15 protein-coding genes and 1 tRNA gene are annotated in these 19,339 nt (G+C 62.3%); 7 read left to right on the forward strand and 9 right to left on the reverse strand.

Annotated elements, in window-relative coordinates; genetic code table 11:
• Positions 1-388: 388 nt before the first annotated feature.
• Positions 389-997 (forward strand): 30S ribosomal protein S4, encoded by a 609-nt coding sequence (rpsD, locus tag GNK13_RS10935; RefSeq protein WP_164102561.1) that lies wholly within the window; start codon positions 389-391, stop codon positions 995-997.
• A gap of 43 nt (positions 998-1,040) precedes the next feature.
• Positions 1,041-2,483 (forward strand): dihydrolipoyl dehydrogenase, encoded by a 1,443-nt coding sequence (lpdA, locus tag GNK13_RS10940; protein WP_164102562.1) that lies wholly within the window; start codon positions 1,041-1,043, stop codon positions 2,481-2,483.
• A gap of 104 nt (positions 2,484-2,587) precedes the next feature.
• On the opposite strand, the gene GNK13_RS10945 is transcribed toward lpdA, so the two are convergent.
• Positions 2,588-3,394, reverse strand: coding sequence for a WecB/TagA/CpsF family glycosyltransferase (locus tag GNK13_RS10945; protein WP_164102563.1), 807 nt, complete (start codon positions 3,392-3,394; stop codon positions 2,588-2,590).
• A gap of 606 nt (positions 3,395-4,000) precedes the next feature.
• On the opposite strand from GNK13_RS10945, the gene GNK13_RS10950 reads away from it, so the two are divergent.
• Positions 4,001-5,299, forward strand: coding sequence for a hypothetical protein (locus GNK13_RS10950; protein WP_164102564.1), 1,299 nt, complete (start codon positions 4,001-4,003; stop codon positions 5,297-5,299).
• A 28-nt stretch (positions 5,300-5,327) separates the two neighbouring features.
• Here the strand turns inward: GNK13_RS10950 and GNK13_RS10955 are convergent, their stop codons facing one another.
• Positions 5,328-6,551 carry a carcinine hydrolase/isopenicillin-N N-acyltransferase family protein gene (locus GNK13_RS10955; protein WP_203329025.1) on the reverse strand — a complete coding sequence of 408 codons (1,224 nt, stop codon included), beginning with the start codon at positions 6,549-6,551 and terminating at the stop codon, positions 5,328-5,330.
• A 231-nt stretch (positions 6,552-6,782) separates the two neighbouring features.
• On the opposite strand from GNK13_RS10955, the gene GNK13_RS10960 reads away from it, so the two are divergent.
• From GNK13_RS10960 to GNK13_RS10975, 4 genes are all read left to right on the forward strand, one after another.
• Complete coding sequence (locus GNK13_RS10960) at positions 6,783-8,069, forward strand: OmpP1/FadL family transporter (protein WP_164102565.1); 1,287 nt, start codon at positions 6,783-6,785, stop codon at positions 8,067-8,069.
• A 293-nt stretch (positions 8,070-8,362) separates the two neighbouring features.
• Entirely contained in the window at positions 8,363-10,366 is a 2,004-nt protein-coding gene (locus GNK13_RS10965) for a DUF1549 domain-containing protein (RefSeq protein WP_164102566.1), read from the forward strand.
• Positions 10,367-10,424: 58 nt separating this feature from the next.
• Positions 10,425-11,747 carry a DUF1501 domain-containing protein gene (locus GNK13_RS10970; protein WP_164102567.1) on the forward strand — a complete coding sequence of 441 codons (1,323 nt, stop codon included), beginning with the start codon at positions 10,425-10,427 and terminating at the stop codon, positions 11,745-11,747.
• A gap of 127 nt (positions 11,748-11,874) precedes the next feature.
• Complete coding sequence (locus GNK13_RS10975) at positions 11,875-12,894, forward strand: 6-bladed beta-propeller (RefSeq protein WP_203329026.1); 1,020 nt, start codon at positions 11,875-11,877, stop codon at positions 12,892-12,894.
• Between the two features lie 254 nt (positions 12,895-13,148).
• Here GNK13_RS10975 and GNK13_RS10980 read toward each other — a convergent pair whose 3' ends face one another.
• The 7 genes from GNK13_RS10980 to GNK13_RS11010 form a co-directional block, all read right to left on the reverse strand.
• Entirely contained in the window at positions 13,149-13,520 is a 372-nt protein-coding gene (locus tag GNK13_RS10980; protein ID WP_164102568.1) for a VOC family protein, read from the reverse strand.
• Positions 13,521-13,578: 58 nt separating this feature from the next.
• Complete coding sequence (locus GNK13_RS10985) at positions 13,579-16,308, reverse strand: hypothetical protein (RefSeq protein WP_203329027.1); 2,730 nt, start codon at positions 16,306-16,308, stop codon at positions 13,579-13,581.
• Between the two features lie 291 nt (positions 16,309-16,599).
• On the reverse strand, positions 16,600-16,890 hold the full coding sequence (locus GNK13_RS10990) for a hypothetical protein (RefSeq protein ID WP_164102570.1): 291 nt from the start codon (positions 16,888-16,890) through the stop codon (positions 16,600-16,602).
• Between the two features lie 153 nt (positions 16,891-17,043).
• Complete coding sequence (locus GNK13_RS10995) at positions 17,044-17,313, reverse strand: hypothetical protein (protein WP_164102571.1); 270 nt, start codon at positions 17,311-17,313, stop codon at positions 17,044-17,046.
• 447 nt (positions 17,314-17,760) lie between these two features.
• A complete protein-coding gene (locus GNK13_RS11000) occupies positions 17,761-18,183 on the reverse strand; it encodes a PIN-like domain-containing protein (protein WP_164102572.1) in 423 nt (140 codons plus the stop codon).
• Positions 18,173-18,901 carry a DUF433 domain-containing protein gene (locus tag GNK13_RS11005; RefSeq protein ID WP_164102573.1) on the reverse strand — a complete coding sequence of 243 codons (729 nt, stop codon included), beginning with the start codon at positions 18,899-18,901 and terminating at the stop codon, positions 18,173-18,175. Before GNK13_RS11005 ends, GNK13_RS11000 begins: the two co-directional genes overlap by 11 nt.
• Positions 18,902-19,086: 185 nt before the next feature.
• Positions 19,087-19,159: transfer RNA gene (locus GNK13_RS11010), tRNA-Glu, on the reverse strand.
• Positions 19,160-19,339: the final 180 nt, after the last annotated feature.

The following is a 19,339-nucleotide window of genomic DNA, read 5'->3' on the forward strand; positions in this document are numbered from 1 at the left end:
AGTACGAGTACGAGTACGAGTACGAGTACGAGTACGAAGAAATTTTACCGCCTCCCGCCTCCCGCCTCCCGCCTCCCGCCTCCCGCCTCCCGCCTCCCGCCTCCCGCCTCCCGCCTCCCGGCTCCCGGCTACCGGCTACCGGCTACCGGCTACCGGCTACCGTTTTTTCCCGTCTTGCCAAAAACGGCTTGCGCCGCGACACTCTGCGGTTCGCAAAACATGAGGTTCGACCCGCCGGGTGCGCTTGCGTCGCCCGAGGCTTGGGATCGAGCCGCGGCGACATTACCCCGTAAGGCAATTTTGTTCACCCTCGGTCGTTCCCCCGCGAGCTCGGCATGCTGAGTTCGCGGCTGGGACAGCGACCCTCGACTGCAGGAGCAATCGCGTCATGGCCCACTACACTGGCCCCAAAGCTCGCATCAACCGTCGTTTGAGCGCGCTGCTGTATGAAAGTGCTGGAGCGACTCGCGCTTCGGATCGCCGCAACTCGCCTCCCGGAATGCATCCCCGGGGACGTCGCCCGAGCAACTACGGGTTGGCGTTGATGGAGAAGCAGAAGATCAAGCACTACTACGGTCTCGGCGAACGCCAGCTCCGTCGCTACTTCGATGCGGTCGGTCGCAAATCGGGCAACACCGGTGAGCTGCTGTTGTTGATGTGTGAACGTCGCCTGGACAACGTCGTCCGCCGCTGTGGCTTCACCAAGACCCGCCCGCAGGCTCGCCAGGGCGTCGCGCACGGCCACTTCCGCGTCAACGGCGTCAAAGTCACCTCGCCGAGCTACATCCTGCGTCCGGGCGACGTGATCGAAGTCCGGGGTCGCGAGAACCTCAAGAATCTGTATCGCGGCGTGATCGCCAACGCGACTCCCGATCCGCTCGACTGGGTGACGTTCGACACGGAAAACCTCAAGGCCACGGTGCTGGGGCTTCCCGGACCGAGCGACATCAGCCTCCCGGTCGACGCCAACGCGGTCGTCGAATTCCTGTCGCGGTAATTTTCCGCCCACGCCCTTCATCACTCGTCGAAGCTGGATCCCAATGCACAGCCCGCTGGTCGTACTCGGCGGCGGACCTGGCGGATACGCCGCCGCGTTCATGGCCGCCGATCTTGGTCTCGAAGTCACCTTGGTCGAAGCCGAACCGCGGCTCGGTGGTACCTGTCTGCTCCGCGGCTGCATCCCGAGCAAAGCGCTCCTGCATGTCGCCCGGGTGATCAGCGAGGTCGACGAACTGCGAACCGATTGGGGGGTCACCTACGAGGGTGGCCCGCAGGTCGACATCGACAAGGTGCGGGCGCGGAAGGACAAGGTCATCGAGAACTTGACCGGCGGGCTCGGTCAATTGGCCAAGCGGCGGGGGGTGAAGGTCATTCAGGCCCGAGGCACGTTCACGAGCAGCACGACGCTGCAGCTGAAGGGGACCGACGCCTCGATCCCCGAAGACGGCACGCTCTCGTTCGACCACTGCATCTTGGCGACCGGCAGCATCCCGGCGATGCCCGCCGCGTTCGACATCGGCTCGGACCGCGTGATGGATTCGACCGGAGCACTCGATTTGGCGGACCTGCCGGAAACCCTGCTGGTCGTCGGCGGGGGGTACATCGGGCTGGAGTTGGGCAGCGTCTACGCCCAACTCGGCTCGAAAGTCACGGTCGTCGAACTCAGCTCCGGATTGCTCCCGGGTGCCGACCGCGATCTGGTCAAACCACTCGCCAAACGGATCGAAAAGCTGGTCGACGGTCGGCTGTTCCTGAACACCAAAGTCGGCTCGATGTCGGAGGTCGAAGGAAGCGTCGAAGTGACCTTCGAAGGTCCAGGCAAATTCGGCCACGAGCGCTATGACCGCGTCTTAGTGTCGATCGGTCGCCGCCCGGTGACCGCTGGCATCGGACTCGAGAACACGGCGGTCGAGGTCGACGCCCGAGGCTTTGTCGTCTGCGATTCACAGCAGCGGACGGCCGACCCGCACATCCTGGCGATCGGCGACATCGCCGGCGACCCGATGTTGGCTCACAAGGCGACGCACGAGGGCCGCGTGGCGGCGGAAGTCGTCGCCGGTCATGCCGCCGAGTTTGCCCCCAACGCGATTCCCGCGGTCGTCTTCACCGATCCCGAAATCGCCTGGGCAGGACTCACCGAAGAAGAAGCCAAACGGGACGGCGTCGAAGTCGATGTCGAGGTCTACCCCTGGGCGGCCAGCGGTCGCGCTCAAGCGATCGGCCGCGGCGAAGGACTCACCAAGTGGTTGATCGATCCGAAGACCAGTCGCGTGCTGGGCTGCGGAATCGTCGGGGCCGGTGCCGGGGAATTGATTGCCGAAGCGGTGCTGGCGATCGAGATGGGCTGCGAAGCCCGCGACGTCACCGATTCGATCCACCCCCACCCGACGCTCAGCGAAACGCTGATGAACGCCGGCGAAGTCCACTTCGGGACCGCCACCGAAATCTACAAACCGAAGAAGAAGGCCGCCGCCAAAGCCTAACCGGGTGAATACGACCGGTTTCAGGAACCGCTGCTTGAGCCGCAAGGCGCTAGCCGCGGGTTCTGCAGCGGAAGGCCCAGCGTTACGAGGCCCGAGGCTAGCGCCTACGGCTCAGAAGGAATCGACGTCCGCCTGAAAAGGCTGACGTACGTGTCGCTGACCACGGTTTTGGCTAGGAACGCAGCGTTCTCGGCATACCGTGGGACCAGCCGCCGGGGGTCGCTGAGCATTCGGTAAGCCCACTCCATGCCGACCTTCTGCCAAGCGAGCGGAGCCCGCCGAGCCGCACCGGCAACGAAGTCGAATGAAGCGCCGAGCTGGATCGAGACGGGCACGCCGAGCCGCTTATAGCGAGCGGCAATCCACTGCTCCCCTTTCGGCTGGCCGAAAGCGACCAGCAGCACGTCGGGCCGGGCCGCCCGAATCCGCTCCTCCTGCTCCGCCTCCTCGGCGGCCGTCAACTGGCGAAACGGGGGCGATTCGACTCCCGCGATCTGCATCCCCGGGTTCCGCTCCAGCAGCGCATCGGCACACCGCTGGGCAATCCCCGGCGCGGCGCCGAGAAAGTAGATTCGCCAGCCGTCGCGGGCCGACCGCTCGGCGATCCGATAGATCATCTCGCTTCCGGCGACCCGCTCGGGCAACGCTTCGCTCGCCCCAATCCGCGACCCGATCCGCGACCGCCACACGATCGGCATCCCGTCGGCCAGCACCCCGATCGCCCCGCGGCTCAGTTCTCGCAGCGACGCCTGCTGGGCAGCCAGCATCACGTAGTTCAAGTTGGCCGTGATCAAGTATTCGGGCTCGCCGCGAGCCACGAGCTCGCCGATCCAGTCGATCGACTGCTCAAGCGTGACGCGGGCAAACGGCAGCCCCCAAACATCGACGGTCGCAGGACGAAAACCGGCCATAGTCGCAGATTCAGGCCAAGTGAGCGGAGGAAGTGAAACGTTTTGCAAACCTACTTCCGCAATCGCCGCCCAGCCCGCACCCCCGCCAACGCCCGACTCGAGATCCACCCCCGCCGCGAACGGTTACATCGCTGGTACCATCTATGACGGTTCCGCCCCTCGCACTCAGCGCAGCGGTACTCGTACTCAGCGCAGCGGTACTCGTACTCAGCGCAGCGGTACTCGTACTCAGCGCAGCGGTACTCGTACTCAGCGCAGCGGTACTCGTACTCGCGACCACGAGCGTCCCGGCCGACCCCGTCCACCTCGCCGAGCAATCCGGCCCGCCCTCGACCTGGTCGTCGGCTTCTGGCTCACAATGTGCCGCAGTCCGGAATGCCCGAGTACGAGTACGAGTACCGCTTCGCTGAGTACGAGTACGATTATTGGCGCCTCCCTTTCCGTGCTGTTCCGTGTCCTTCCGTGGCCCAATCCTCTCCCGCCTCCCGAGTACGATTGTCGGTGCCCCTGCCTTCTTTCCCCCTTTCCGTGCTGTTCCGTGTCCTTCCGTGGCCCCTCCTCTCCCCCCTGAAACCTGCTCCCTGAAACCTGAAACCTGACTTCCCCATGCCTCGTTCCCTGATCGTGCTTTCTTTCGATGCCTTGGCGACCAGCCCGCTGGCGGCTTATGGTTGCTCTTGGCTCGAGACTCCTGGGCTCTGCCGCCTGGCAGCCAGCTCGCTGGTGTTCGACCGCGTCGTCGCCGCTTCCGTTTCTCCGCACGACTGCTTGAGCGGCTTCTTCCGCGACCGCACGAGCGGCCAGTCGGTCGCCGCGGCAGCATCGGCGGCGGGGATGACGACGCTCCTGGTCACCGACTCGGCCGAAGCGGCGGAGTTGGGCGGCGAAGCGTTTGACCAGTGCGTGCGGATCGACAGCCCGAGCGGGCAGACGGACTTCGCCCTGGCCGACGAAATCGAGGAAACCCGCTTCGCCCGTCTGCTCGCCGCTGCGCTCGCCCATCGCGAAACGCTGGGCGAAGCCCCCGTCCTGCTCTGGATCCACTCGGCGACGCTGGCGACCTGCTGGGATGCCCCCTTGGCTCTCCGCACCGCCGATGAATCGGCCGAAGAGGCGGAATTTGGCGAGGAATATGGAGAAGAGTTCAGCGAGTACGGAGACGCCGAGCCGGACGCGTTCGATACTTCCGATGTAGACTCCGCTGCCGAAATCGAGGCGGCCCGCGAGTCGACCACACCGCCGAACTTCTGCTTGGACGAGGACGCCGATCCCGATCTGACGCTGGCCTGGATGGCAGCTTACGGCGGCCAGGTGCGGGCGATCGACGGTCTGGTCGAAGTGCTGCTCGACTCGCTCGAGGAAGGTCCCGAATGCGATCTGGTGCTAGCCTCGACCAGTGGTTTCGCACTCGGCGAACATCGCTGGATCGGCGCGGCGGCCGGTCCACCGCGGAGCCCTCGCCTCCACCTCCCGCTGATGATTCGCCGCAACGGGAGTCCGCCGCTACGGAGCCCGCACCTCGCCTCGTCGGACCGCCTCGCCGCAACCCTCCTGGAGATGGTCCGCGGCAGCGAACCGCAGGGAGGCGAGCTGTCGCTGCTCCGCGACGCGGCCCCGGAGCAATGGGCCACCCCTCCCGACCCGCTTCTGCCGATCCTCTCGACCGTCGCTGCGGGAGCCGCCTCGGCAGGAGACTTCGGTGCGGGAGAGGGGGACGAAGCGATCGTGCTGCGGACTTCGCCCGGCTGGTTTTATTTCCGCGATGCGGATGGCCAGGATCACCTCTACCTCAAGCCCGACGACCGCAACGACGCCAACGACATCGCTGACCTCAAACCCGAAGTGATCGAACAGCTCTACAGCGGCGGAGGCGAACAGCCCGCCTCACAGGACGCGGCTCGCTAAGGGCGAGATGGCTGCAGCGACGGCCGACTCACTCCACGCTCGCCTGCTGCAGCCCTTCGACGACCTCCATCGCGGCAGCGCTGGCTTGGCGGTGCAGCCGAGTCATCTCGACCGCCTCGGCGCCGTGCGCTCGCCAATGCCGCAGCCGGGACTCGGCCAGCTCGATTAGCTCATGCTCGACCGGTAGGGTCTCGGCCAGGATGGCCGGGAGGGCGTGGCTCAGCAGGTGCTCGTCGCCGCCGACGCTGCGATAGTTCACCTGGCGAAGCTCCCGCACGGTGGAGCAGAGCGGACTGACCTCCTCCCCGTCGAGTTCTTCGGCGACTCCCTCGACGCTCGCCCAGCACGGCACCGCCAGCGAGAACAGCGGCTCGCCCAACAGCACCCACATCGTCGTGCACCGCGGGTCCTCCCCAGGCCGCACCCCGTGGAATACCGCCGCCGAGACGCTCGTTCGACGGCTGATCGTCGATGCCGTGTCGATCTCGCGGGGGAGCGAGTCGAAGTGATTCGCCGGCGGACCGAACAGCGGTTTTCCGTCCGCATCGGCAAGATCGCGGCAGCATTCCTGCAACAGGTACCGGACCGTCAATCCCGATTCCGAAGCCAGCCCTTCATCCATCAGCCGGCAGCCGCGAAGGTAGCGTCCTCCCGAATAGAGTTCGCCGACCGCGGAGGGTGAAAAATCAAACCCTTCTCCCTGCGCTGTCGCGGAAAAATTGCTGCGGACCACGTAGCCATCGGGGGCAACGAGCGGATCGTTGGCATCGAACCGCCGAAACTCCGAGCCGCTCGTCTCAAACAGCACCGCCCCTCCCTGAGCGTCGATCACGCCGAAGTTCGCGTTCGTCGACCGCCGGCCGTTGGTCGACCGCAACAACTCCTCAAAATCTTCGACCGTGGCACAAGTGAGCAAGGCCTGCCGCATGAAGCCGCCATTGCCTTTCCCCTTCACCCCCCGCTCGGTCAGGTCGCGGCTGAGCGAGTTTTCGATACAAAACCCCTGCTCGTTGACTCCCATCCAAATTGCCACCGGACTGCCGGCGTTGACCACCGCGGTTGCACGGTAGCGGCCCCCGGTCAGCAGCATGACCTCGTTATCGACGTTGGGGGCATCGCGATTCTTCCACAGCAAGGGGCGGCCGTCCGGCGTCGCCCGTCCGCTGATCACCGCGGTCGTGCAGGCCGCGGCCATCGGGGTACCGAGCAGTAGAGCGATCCCGAGGCAGAGGACCGCTCGAACCGGTGACACCAAAGGACCTCGCTGGCAATAAGCCCGCGGGAGGAGGAACATCATGTGAAAGCACCTTGCAAAGCGAACGCCGACCGCCCCCCCGCAGGGACTGGCCGCAGGCGACTCCAGTCGCAGCGTCCAAGGCAAACCGGGGGGATCAGGTTCAAGCAGCCGTATTCATCGAAGCGATAACATTTTGATGTCTCGCACGGCGGTTGGCGAGACTCCGACTCGGCTCGAGACCTCCGCATGAAACGTTTTCGCCTCTTTCTGCTCGGTATGTCGATGACCTTCCTCGCCGCAAACCCCTCAGCAGCCGATGGCGTGGTCCGCGACGGCCTGGGAGCGATCTCTGGGGGCCGCGGTGGTACGAATTTAGGACACTTCGATAACGCCGCGGTGCTCCACGACAATCCGGCTGCGATGGTCAACCTCCCCGGCAGGGGGATGAACGAGCTCAGCATCGATGGCCTGATGACCTCGCTGCATTACCGCGAAGCCGACAACGGCCGCGTCACGAGCCGGCGCACGCCCTATCCCCTGCCGCACCTGGCGATGATCCGCAAGTCGGACGACGGGCTGTGGGCGTACGGGCTCGGAATCTTCGCGCCCGCCGGTTTCGGGGCCGAATACGAGATGGTCAGCCCGACGATCAATCCCATGGATCCCGACCACGAGTACACCTACAAGACCTTCGCGGCACTCGGCAAAGTTCTCCCCGGGCTCTCCGCCAAACTCACCGATCGGCTGAGCATCGGTGGCACGTTGGGAGTCGCGGTGAACCACGTGGAACTCGAAGCCCCGCTCCACATCCAAACCGGCCCCTTTGCCGGCACGCCCACGGTCATGGACTTGCAGGGCACCGGGGCCGCTCTCTGCTGGTCAGTCGGCCTTCAGTACGCGCTCGCCGAGCGGACGATGCTGGGCGTCACCTACACGAGCCAAAGCCAGTTCGAACTCGATGGCAGCGCCAAAGTCGACGTCGCCGGGCTCGGTCGCAGCGGTTACGACTTGGAGACGGGGATCACGTGGCCGCAGTCGGTCGGCGTGGGGATCCGCCACGAGCTCGCCGAACGCCATACGCTCTCGACCGACGTCCTCTGGTTCGACTGGTCCGAAGCGTTCGACAGCCTCGAGCTGACGATGACGAACCCCACCGACCCGACCTTCGCAGGCTTGCTCGGGCCGACCGTCCGCGACGCCCTTCCGCTGAACTGGCGCGACACGGTCTCCGTCCGGGTCGGATACGAATACGACTGGACGTGCTGCACGGTGCTCCGCGCCGGATACGTCTATCACCGCAACCCAATCCCCAACAGCACGCTGACGCCGTTCATTCCGGCGACGCTCGAACACGCCCTGTCGACGGGGTTTGGACACCGCTGGGACCACAGCCGATTTGACATGGGCTACCAGTACTCGTTCGGCCCGAGCTGCACCGTGGGCACCAGCGACGTCGTCGGAGGCGACTTTGACAATAGCTGGGTCGACTCCTCGGCGCACTGGCTGTTCGCCAGCTACCAGCAGCAGTTCTAGGGGGGGCTAGAGTCGCCTTTCGCCCATAGTCGCCTTTCGCTCCGCGAAAGTTGTGTGGTGTTTGCGCTACTTTCGCGGAGCGAAAGGCGACTATCCCCCCCCTCCTCTGGCGGAATGTTTTCTGCAGAGTACATGCGCGGTTTTGAAGCGATTAAGATGCAGCGCTGGGTCCGTTGCTCCGCACGGCAGGGAAGTCCTTCTCCTGCGGCGCGCCCCACGGTCCGCTTTTCCTGCGTCTCTCCTAAAATCGCCTCTTCATGAAGACCGCTTGATCCATCGGAGGTCTGCGCCTGATGCCTCGCTCGCTCGCCTGCTGCGCCCTCGCTCCCTCCTCTCTCCCTGATCGTTCTGGCCCCGTCGATCGTTCTGGCCCCGTCCGACCCCTGGCGTTCCTGCTGACGCTGGCGGCCGCGACGGTCCTCGGGCCCTCGGCCGGGGCTCAAAAGCCACCGACGATTCGCTTGCCCGAGAGCGTCCGGCAGCTGAAACCGGTCGCCATGGAGGTTGCCCCAGTCGACGCTAGCCGCCGCGAGGAAGCCAAGGCGAAGGCCGCCGAGATCACTCGCCTGGTCGACAAGGTGCTGCAGGAAAAGGGCATCGCCGCGAACGGGATGAGCGACGACTATGTCTTCCTGCGGAGGATTTATTTGGATGTCGCCGGGCGGATTCCGACGCTCGAGGAAGTCCAGGCGTTCTCCAATGCGAACCCCGAGACGCGGCGGACCGAGCTGATCGATACGCTGCTCAACAGCCCCGACTACGTCTTTAACTTTTACAACTTTTGGGCCGACGTGCTGCGGTTGACCGAGGAACCGCAGGCGAACATCATCGCCGACCCCTATCTGGCGTACGTCAAAGATTCGATCCGCGAAAACAAACCGTATGACCGCTGGGTCTACGAGATGCTGACGGCCGAGGGCAAAGTCTGGGACAACCCGGCGGTCGGTTACCAACTCCGCGACGAAGGCCAACCGCTCCCCTATCTCGACAACACGGTTCGAGTTTTCCTGGGAACCCAGATTGGATGCGCCCAGTGCCATGATCATCCGTTCGACAACTGGAGCCAGCATCAGTTCTATCAGTTGGCAGCCTTCACCGCCGGAACCAAAACTCGGATCGACGGTCGAGACCCCGAATTTAAGCAGGGCAACGTCGCTTCGAAGTTGATCAACGATGCCCGTGCTGAGATTCGCGAAAAGGACCCAAAGGGGTATCTATCGGGTGAATTCCAGCGGCTGGTGCGAGCCAACACCTATCGCGTCAGCGAAATCAAACAGACGCTCCGCCTGCCTCACGACTACGCCTACGACGACCACGAACCAAAGAGCGTCGTGGAACCAGCCGTGCTGTGGGATAAAGTTCCCGCCGAAGCGGCTTCCCGTTCGCCCCGGCATCAGTTCGCTGCTTGGTTGACTTCGCCGAAGAACAAACAGTTCAGTCGGACGGTCGCGAATCGTTATTGGAAACGTTTGATGGGCGTGGGCATCGTCGAACCAGTCGACGATTTCAACGACAGCAACCCCCGTTTCAACGAAGAGCTGCTGGAGTTCTTGTCCGAGGAAATGGTGCGGCTCGACTTCAACACCAAAGAGTTCGTCCGCACGATCCTCTATTCCGACGCCTACCAGCGAGAATCGACGCCGTTTGAACTGACCAGCGGCGAACCCTATTACTTCCCTGGCCCGACGTTGCGGCGGATGACGGCCGCGCAGGCCTGGGACTCCATTCTCACGCTCGCCGTCTACAACCCGGTTCCCTTCGAGCGTCCGACGGCGACCGAGATGGCGCCGGTGCTCGACTTGGACTTTACCAAGACCACCGTCGCCAGCGTCCATCAGGCGGCCGCGAAGTTCCGCGACACCTATTACATGCCGATCTATAAACGCGAACTGAACACGCATGCCTATAAGGGAGCCGTGCTCTGCCGCGCTTCGGAGCTGCCCCAGCCCCTGCCGGGCGACCACTTCCTTCGCCAATTCGGCATCGGCGACCGCGAATCGATCAATGGAGAACAGCCCGGGGCCACCGTCCCCCAAATCCTGACCATCTTCAACGGTCCGATCACCCACGTGATGCTCGAAACGGGTTCGCGAATCTACGACAACGTGGACCGCGTGTCGGGCAACCCGCGGATGGCGCTCGATGTGATCTTTCTGAGCATTCTGACGCGGCCGCCGAGCAGCAGCGATCGACGCACGGCGGTGACCGAAGTCATTACGGCGAAGAAGCCGGCAATCGGTTATGGCAATGTCATCTGGGCGCTGCTCAATACCCGTGAGTTCCTGTTCATCCAGTAAATTCCGTCTCCAGTCCGCTCGACTCTTATCTTCCATCCCCGCTGGAGTTCAGTCGCGTATGTTCCAGGTTCCGAACCCCGTTTCGTTCAACGACAGCGACTCGCAACCCGATCGCCGCAGCTTCATGGCCTCCGCCGCTCGGCAACTGCTCGGCGTGAGTTTTTTCGCCGGCGCTAATTCCTTCGGTGGTGCCGCTCCTGAAGCCGCCGCCGCGGCAAGCGCTGCCGGCGGAAAGAAAGCCAAGCACATCATCTATCTTTTTATGGATGGAGGGCTCGCGCACCTCGATACGTTTGATCCCAAACCGGGAACCGAGGAAGGGGGTGAAACCAAGGGAATCGCGACCCGCACCCCCGGCGTTTATTTTGGCGAGAACTTTCCCCGCTTGGCTTACCTCAGCGGTGCATTGGCCGTCGTTCGTTCGCTCAGCACCGAAACGGGGGCTCACGAGCAAGGCCGCTATTTGATGCGGACTGCCTACAAGCAGTTGAACAGCATCCGCCACCCGGGAATGGGAGCGTGGATGGCGCACGTGGCGGGGCAGACCAACCAAGAGCTGCCCGCCAACATCCTCATCGGTGCGGACAACGATCATCCCGGAGCCGGTTTCCTCGATCCGGCATTGACGCCGGTTCCGATCGCCAACGCCGCCTACGGGCTGAAGAATATCAAACTCCCGGGCTATGTGACCGAGGACAGCTTTAAACGTCGCCTGCAGTTGGCGAATAAGTTTGACCGTGATTTCCGCCAACGCTATGCCGGCAGTCAGGTAGAAGCTTACAACCAGATGTACCTGCAAGCCCGTCGCCTGATGGGAAGCAATGCCCTGAAAGTATTCGATATCAAGGACGAGCCGGAAGCGGTCGCCGAAGCGTACGGCAAAAATCCGCTCGGGCAGGGCTGTTTGCTGGCCCGCCGCCTGGTCGAGCAAGGAGTTGGGTTCGTCGAGATCAGCTCCGGTGGCTGGGACATGCACCAGGATCTGTATGAGAAGCTCGAGACGAAGGGTGGCGAGCTCGACATGGCGCTCAGCAGCCTCCTCCGCGACTTGCACAGCAAAGGCCTGCTCGACGAAACACTCGTCGTTCTAGCCACCGAATTCGGCCGCACGCCGAAGATCAACGTCAATGCCGGCCGCGACCACCATCCGGGCGCCTTTAGCGGCCTGTTGGCCGGGGCCGGAATCCGTGGCGGACAAGTCTATGGTGCGTCGGATGAGAAGGGGCATCTGGTCGACTCGGATCATGTTTCGGTCGGCGCGTTCAACGCAACGATCGCTGCGGCGGCCGGTTTGCCAACCGACAAGGAGTTTTTCGCTCCCAACGGGCGGCCGTTCAAAATCGGCGGAGGCGCCAAACCGGTTGCTGCGTTGTTGGCGTAACTTCCCGTCGCTCCCCATGCTGGTGATAGGATACTTTGTGGCGATCGCGCTATCACAGTTTTGCTAACCTCTCAAATTACTCACCTCCGTCCCTGCCCCCACCACTCTCCCTGCCAGGGCCCCTGACATGCTGAAGCCACTGCTGCATCTCACATTGATCGTTGCCGTTTGCAGCGCTACCTCTTTGGGCGATAAGACTTGGGCCGCTGAGCCCGCAGTGGAGCCGGTGCGGATGGGGGCGGGGATCATGACGTTCGACACCGTGCCCGGCTGGGGACTCCGCCCTGACGGGCACTCGGCGATCGGCCCCACTCACGGCGCAGTGGTGATCGACAAGGCTGGCAATATCTACACCAGCGCCAATGCGGGCGTGTTCGTCTTTTCGCCCGACGGAAGCGTCATCCATTCCTACTTGGGCGGGGATTATACGAATCTGCACGACATGGAGATCCGCGAGGAGGACGGCCAGGAATTTATTTATGGAGCTCGCAATCGCGACGCTGAAGGGATCAAGTTCAACGCGCACACGGGCGAAGTCGTACTGCGGTTGCCGTATCCGGAAGAATCGAAGCTGGGGAAGATCAAGTTCAGCCCCACCGCGATCACGATTGCCCCCAACGGAGACATTTTCCTCTCCAACGGCTACGCCACTAACCACGTTTTCAAATTCGATAAGAACGGCAAGTACCTCTCGCACTTTGGCGAACAAGGCAACGGCCTTAAGCAGTTCAATACTGCCCACGGGATGACGCTCGACACCCGCTACGAGCCGGCCCGGTTGCTGATCTGCGATCGCAATCACGAACCCAAAGGGCGACTGCTGCATTACACGCTCGAGGGCGAGTTCATCGAGGAGGTTATTACCGGCCTGGGCATGCCGACTTCGGCCAGCATCCAAGGCGACTATGTTTCCGTCCCTGATCTGCACGGCCGCCTGGTGATCCTCGACAAGAGCAACACGATCATGGCCGTACTCGGCCATAATCCCGATCCCGCCAAACGAGCCAACTTCAACGTCCCGCAGGAAGAATGGATCGAAGGCATCTTCAGCGGAACGCATGGCTCCTACTGGGACGCCGAGGGCAACCTCTACGTCCAAGACTGGAACGTCGACGGCCGCATCATGAAGCTCGTCCGAGTCCGCTAACCGCAGTACCGTCCATGTTTCAAATCATCAGCCGCCACGCTTCTTGCGTCCGGTTCTCTAGGCGTTTTCGGGAACCGGGGGCTAGCGCCCGGCGGCTGATGCTGCGACAACCAAAAGATGAGCGGTATCGCCCCCGCCACAGTCGCCTTTCGCTCCGCCCATAGTCGCCTTTCGCTCCGCCCATAGTCGCCTTTCGCTCCGCGAAAGTAGCGCAACCACACAACTTTCGCGGAGCGAAAGGCGACTATGGGTGACTAACGACGAGCCGGCAGACAGAGTTCGATCCAGTGCCCGTCGGGGTCTTTTAAAAAAACCTGTTGGGCTCCGTCGGGCCGGACCTTGCGCGGCAATCGCTCGACGTTGTGAGCGTCGAGATGGGCCTCCCAATCGTCCAACTCTTCGACCTCCAACGCCACGTGCGTTCCCCGCGGGTGCGAATGGACTGCCGCATCGCGGTCGCCGATCAAGTGCAGCTCCTGATCGGTCCCCACGCGGAACCAAGCTCCTGGAAAATCGAACGCCGGACGCTCCATCAACGGCAGCCGCAGCACGTCCCGGTAGAACGGAACGCTGTGAGCGACGTCCGCCACATGGAGCGCGACGTGGTTCAGCTTCAGGATCGGCATTGCACGGACACTTCATTGACCAGGAGCGGTGGGCCCAAGAGCGATTCGCTTCGTGGACTCACTGCGGGCTTATCACAAACTCGCCGCTGTTCGCTTCAAAGAATAGCGTATTGCGGCCCGCGGTCACCTTGGCCTCGAAATCGACCTGCCCATCCTGGCTCCGCACTTTCCACGTCCCCGGCTCCAGTCCAGCCAGTAACACCTGACGCTCGCCTCCGTCCGGCACTTGGAACGAAAAGCGTTTCTGAATCGGCTCGGAGTTCTTGTTCAGACTCACAACCCGATCCGCCAAGCTGACGACGTAGCTCTCTACGGTCTCTTGGAAATCGACCTCGAGCGGTTCGGTATCGCCAGCGGCCATTTGGAACACGGTCAGAAACCGGTCCCGCTTCTGAGCCGTCTTGGGTGAAATCATGATCCGATGACCACTGGCCTCCGGATGGCTCGTCGGCGGCGCCTCGTACTGAAATTCAAACGAGCTGTTGGCTTTCTCGCCACTGAGGATTTCCAGTTGGCGATCGGCCGAGGTGGGCACAAGCATCGCGACGTGAGTCTTGCCGACGAGCTCACCGCGCTGGTTGCGCAGAATCACTCCGTCGCGAGTCTGCTGCGGCGGCTCGAGCGTATTGATCTGCCAATACTTCTGAAACTCCGGGTTCGCCGTCGCCATGTCGTCGGTCAAAATGATCGCCGCCGGCACATCCTCGCGCCCCAAATTCAAGAAACAAAAACCGCGGGTGTACTGGTCGATCTTATCGGAGTAAGCACTGGTCAGATCGGCTTTGAAATAGCTGTACGCTGGCTTCAGCTTCGACGGACCAAAGTCACTCGAAATCACCTTGCCGTTGTGAAAGCGGGGATCTCGCTTCGTCTGTTCCGGCGTGCGAGGATGGCTCTGGTTGTACCGCGTACCCCCATCGTTGGACTCGGTGCTGAGAAACTTCTCATCCGGATCCCGGGCCAGCATCATGCTGTGTGCGATCGAACGCTTGTTGAAGTTATGGTCATAGGGAGTGCCGTAGAACTTGTAGACACCGAGATCGGCGACTTGCAATCCGCGATAGTAGATTTGAAGTGCGCCGGCGTCGGAATGTTGGTGGTTGCCGAAGTGGTAGCCACCCCCTTTGATTTCCGCGACCACATCGTTGCTGTCCAAGCCGATATCCCAGCCCGTGCGGGCAATCATCGAGCCGAGAATGGGCCCAAAGTCGATCGTCAGCGGCAGCGACTCCCGGCTCTCGACAGGCTTTAGATTGGGATCGTTCAGCAGCAAGAACAGCACCGGGTTGCTGGCCAGCCCACCCTGCCGCTCGAAGTCGGCTTTCAGAACCGGGTCCTCGGCGTAGGCATACATCAGCAGCATCGTTTGCGGATGTTTCCAGTAGTAGAATTCTCCGGGGCGTCCAGCACCAAAACCATCGCCGTCTCGGAGCATCTGCCCGTCGGGGAGTCGCATGTACTGCCAGAACTTGCGAACACCTTTGATGTTTTCGTCAAAAGCGGGCTCGCCCGTCATGCGGTAAAAGAACCACGCGGCGTGCATCTCCCAACCGAAGCGATAAGCCCCGTAGTTGACGCCTTGGTTGTGCCGTGGCGACTGGTACTCGAAGGCCCGCATCGGCACCAGGTCTTCCAAAATGATGTAGGAGGTGTACTGGTAGGGCTGGGAGTCGTCGCCGTAGAGGGCGATGCTCATCGCCAGCAGATCGCGCTGGATCTGAGCTTCGTTGCCATGCCCATTGACGACGCTTTGCTTGAACGGGGGCCAGCCGCATTCCATATCCGCAGCCAGTCGCATCAAGTGGGTCTGAAGAATCTGACGCTCTTCTTCACTCAGCAGATCATGGCACCAGTCGTAGACGAGCGACGCAGTATAGATTGCCCGGCCAATTTCGCGGGTGATATCGAGCACGTTGCCGAACTCGACGTGCGACAAATAATCGACCGATAACTCAACCGCCTCGCGGCCGACCGCTTTGTCGCCGGTCATCAAGTAATAGAACGCTTTGGTCTCCGCCGCTTTCTCGAGCGGAGCGTTGAAGGGAACTTCCTTCTCGGGCGAGAATTCGAACTCAAACGGCTTTTTGGCCGCTTCGGTCAACCGCTCCCAGACCTCCGCGTTCTCGCCGACCGTCAACCGCTCCTTGACGATGCGGAGCGAATCTTGGTTGACCCACAAGCGGGGCCGCGTGGCGGGAGGGACGAACTCGGGTTCGTAGTTTTGGGCTTTTTCGGGAACGGCCGGCGGCGTGTAGCTCCGGAACTCGACGTACCCGAGTCGCACTCCGCGAGGCAGCCAAATCTTGAGTTGCTGCGGTTTGCCGCTCAGTTCGAACTTGCCCGTCTCCTGACGGGGGCGGTTCCAAGGAACGTAGACGACTCGCTTGGTGGGGCGGCCATCGTCGAACTGCAGTTTCATGAACAGCGAATCGTATTTCCCGCGGGCCTTCTTCATCAGCGCCGCCCCTTCGTCGTCGACGACCGCGTAGCTGCTGACCACGTAGGTGCCGGCCTCGGGAGCGTCGATGCGGAAAGAGACGTCGGGCTCGGAGCGGTCGCCGTCGACAGCCGCCTCGGCGTCGGCTTGGAGGGTGATTCCCTGTTCGCCTGCGAGTCGCTCGTCGGCCACGATTTCCGTGGTCGCGGAATTCAGCTCGGCCTCGGCGGCCCCCACGCGGTACGGTTTACCTGCGACAAAGGCGGGTGAGTCGGCGGAAGCAGGACCGGCGGCGAGCGTCAGAGCCCAAAGAGTCCCCAGGACGAGCCGGATCGGGGTGATGCGGAGCATATTCACGGCGGGTTGCAAGGCGAGTCAGCGAGAAAGGGAAGGAACGTGCAGGGGTCACCGCTGACGGGCCCCCGGGAGGACTTTCCAGTGTAAGCCAACCCCCGCCGACCGCGAGAAGTCCCTCCGACGGCCCCAGCCCCCACAAAAGTGCGGCCCTAACGGTACGCAGTGAACGATGCCAGACTGAGTGGTGCCGCGACTTCAGGGGCACGCTGGCTGGGAAAACAACCACGGATGACACGAATCCAACGAATGGATGCGCGGAGGGAGAAGGAACGTGGATAGGCTCTACTAATCGAAAGTGAAGCCGTCCTCGCTGTCGTACCCAGTCCAGAAGAAGAGGCCGAGGCAGAGCGCGCCGAGAACGGTCAGCCCCGCAGCCCGGGAGGTTTTGGCAGCCGCCTCCTTGATTTTCCCGGCCACGCCTTGAGGTGGAGGAGCCACCAGTGGCTGGTTGGGCGGAGTCAGGCCGCTAAACTCGTTACGTTGCAAGCTGGTTCGGCAGCCGACTGGCCCCATGATTGTGCAAGCCGACACGACAGCGACGAGCGTCCAGCGGTCGATTCTGCGGCTTGTCGTCATGCGGCACACCTACGGGAAAGGGAGGACTCGTCTCCCTACACCACCCCCTCGATTGGCGTCAAGAGATTTTCCCAGCGCCGGACGGCGGGGGAGGTCGGGGGACGGGATACGCTGAGGGAGTACGACGAACGGAGCGTTTCGAAGACGATGCGGTTAAAACGGCTCGCCAGTCATTGCCTCGTAGCACCACAAGCAATAGTCCCGGATAGCATCGTCAATTGGTTCGGGGCCAGACATTGCGAGCCAGTTCACTGGGGCGAAAACTGCATCGCCCACCATGACCCAGACCGGCGTGTTGGGGCGATCACGCGTCGGCTCTGTCAGCACCAGGTATGGACCAAAGGACGCGACGTTGAGGATGAGTACAATAATAATCAATGCAGCCGTGATCAGCGTTTGGCGCTGCGATATTCCGTCCGGCACTACACCCCTCACTCACTGGCGTCAGCCTCTCACCACCGGCTATCAGAATAATCTACAACGGGGAAGCGGGGGAAACGTGGCGGTGGATGGTGCAGGGAGCGATGCCCGAGTCTTGGCCCCCCCACCGTGAAACCGAGAAAGGAGGTGGTACGTGGCTGAGGTGCTATGTCCTGCGGATTTGGATTTGTCCCTGCACCTCGTGTGAATGCAGAAGGGGAAGGACCACAGATAGCGCAGAGAACGCGGATGAAAGGAGAAGTCGAGAACCCAAAATCCGAGTTCTCTGTGCTATCTGCGGTTCAGCCCCCGCCCTTCGTGCTCTTCGTGTCCTTCGTGGTTGCCCCAATGTCGATACTCGGTGGCCACGAGCTCGCGCACTTGGATTGCGTCGCAACACCCATTCCGGCCGCGCCCGGGGGTGGAATGACGCAGTAGCGATGCGACTAGTCAGCCGAGAAGCCGCCTCACCATTTTTTCATATCCGACGAATCCGGTGAGCCTGCCGTCCTTCGTGACTCCCCACAGTGTCGGCGGGGCGTGGCGCGCCACCAGCTCCTTGATCTGCGGCATAGCTGCAATAAAGCCTTCAGCGATCTGCGCACCGACGCAATTACCTGAGCGGAACAGAAAGCAATGCACCCGAGCCTCAATCAGCGCCTTCACTTCCATCGGATTTTTCTCGATCCCGTTGTCCTTCGAGAGAATCACCCACCCCTTCATACGGACAAAAGAGATCCAGGCCGTATCTGGCGTAGTCTCGGGGAAATGATCGTCGTGAACGATCACCTTGCATCCCGCCTGCGACAAAAGCGTCGGAACAACGCCAGAACCAAGGCTTCTGTCGATGAAGAAGGTCGCATCAGGCGGCACGGCTGAACTTTGCTTCCGAACGCAGGGCTTCCTCGATTGCCCTCGGTTCGCAGCGATAGTCTATCGACAACTCATGAACCGATTCCCCTGCCATCCACCGCTCCCGGATGGGCCGCGTGGGAATTCCTCGATCCACAATCGTCGTAGCACCAAAAGCGAACTCAGGATCTATGACGATGATCTTGGGGGAATCCGCGTAAGAGCTCCGAGTGATCGGAAACAGACGCCGCATTTCATCATTGTCCTGATTCCACTCGATGCGGTTCATAACCAGCTGCGCATCGGGAAGGAGAAGTTGGTCGAATCGCTGTGCATCGATGTACTTGCCAGCGTGCTCCACAAAGAGACGCGCACCGTCAGTAAAGAACACATGATGAACCAATGGTCGCTGAATGCCGAGTTTCTCGGAGACCTTCTCGAGGGCTTCTCGGATCATCGGTAGCGCTAAATTGTGGTTCCTTCGAAACGTGCGGAATACGAGGGCTTCTCCCAGGTTCTCAAACGACAGTAGCTTCGACGTCGAATCTGCCGGACTAAGCACCGGTTCGAAATGCTTTTTTTGCCCGCGTCGCCCATACGGCATCCCGAAAAACCAAGCGTTTATGGTTGACACGGGGATGTTCAAATACCGACCCGCCAACGCAGCGGAATAGGCGGGCTGACTGCGGACGTCCCCCTCAGCAAGAGCGTCACTTACGTCGAACTTTAACGTCGGCATCTTTAAACCGCGTGCGGAGTTGAGTGAGCCTTCTCGCTAATTCTCGTACCGGCGAAAAGGCTTGTCAAAGTTGCGACAGTGCGGTTGACAGAGGCGGCAGGCAATTGCCAGTCGCGAATGCCGGCCCTCTCAATGGTAGACGGCGGGCGGAGAGGTCAGCCTGGAACGGCTGACGTACGTGAGAGTACCCCCTAGGGGAATCGAACCCCTGTTTCCGGACTGAGAATCCGGCGTCCTGGGCCACTAGACGAAGGGGGCACAAAGTTCCTTCGTGGGAGAGGTTGCCCCCTCCGCGGCTCGGTCCGTTCACTCTAGCCGATCGCCCCAGGACCGCAAAGCCGGGAGCCGGGAGCCGGGAGCCGGGGGCCGGGGGCCGGGAGCCGGGAGCCGGGAGCCGGGAGCCGGGAGCCGGGGGCAGGGGGCGGGGGGCAGGGGGCG

It is taken from the genome of Candidatus Laterigemmans baculatus, from assembly GCF_010367455.1.
In the GTDB taxonomy this organism is placed as follows: domain Bacteria; phylum Planctomycetota; class Planctomycetia; order Pirellulales; family Pirellulaceae; genus Laterigemmans; species Laterigemmans baculatus.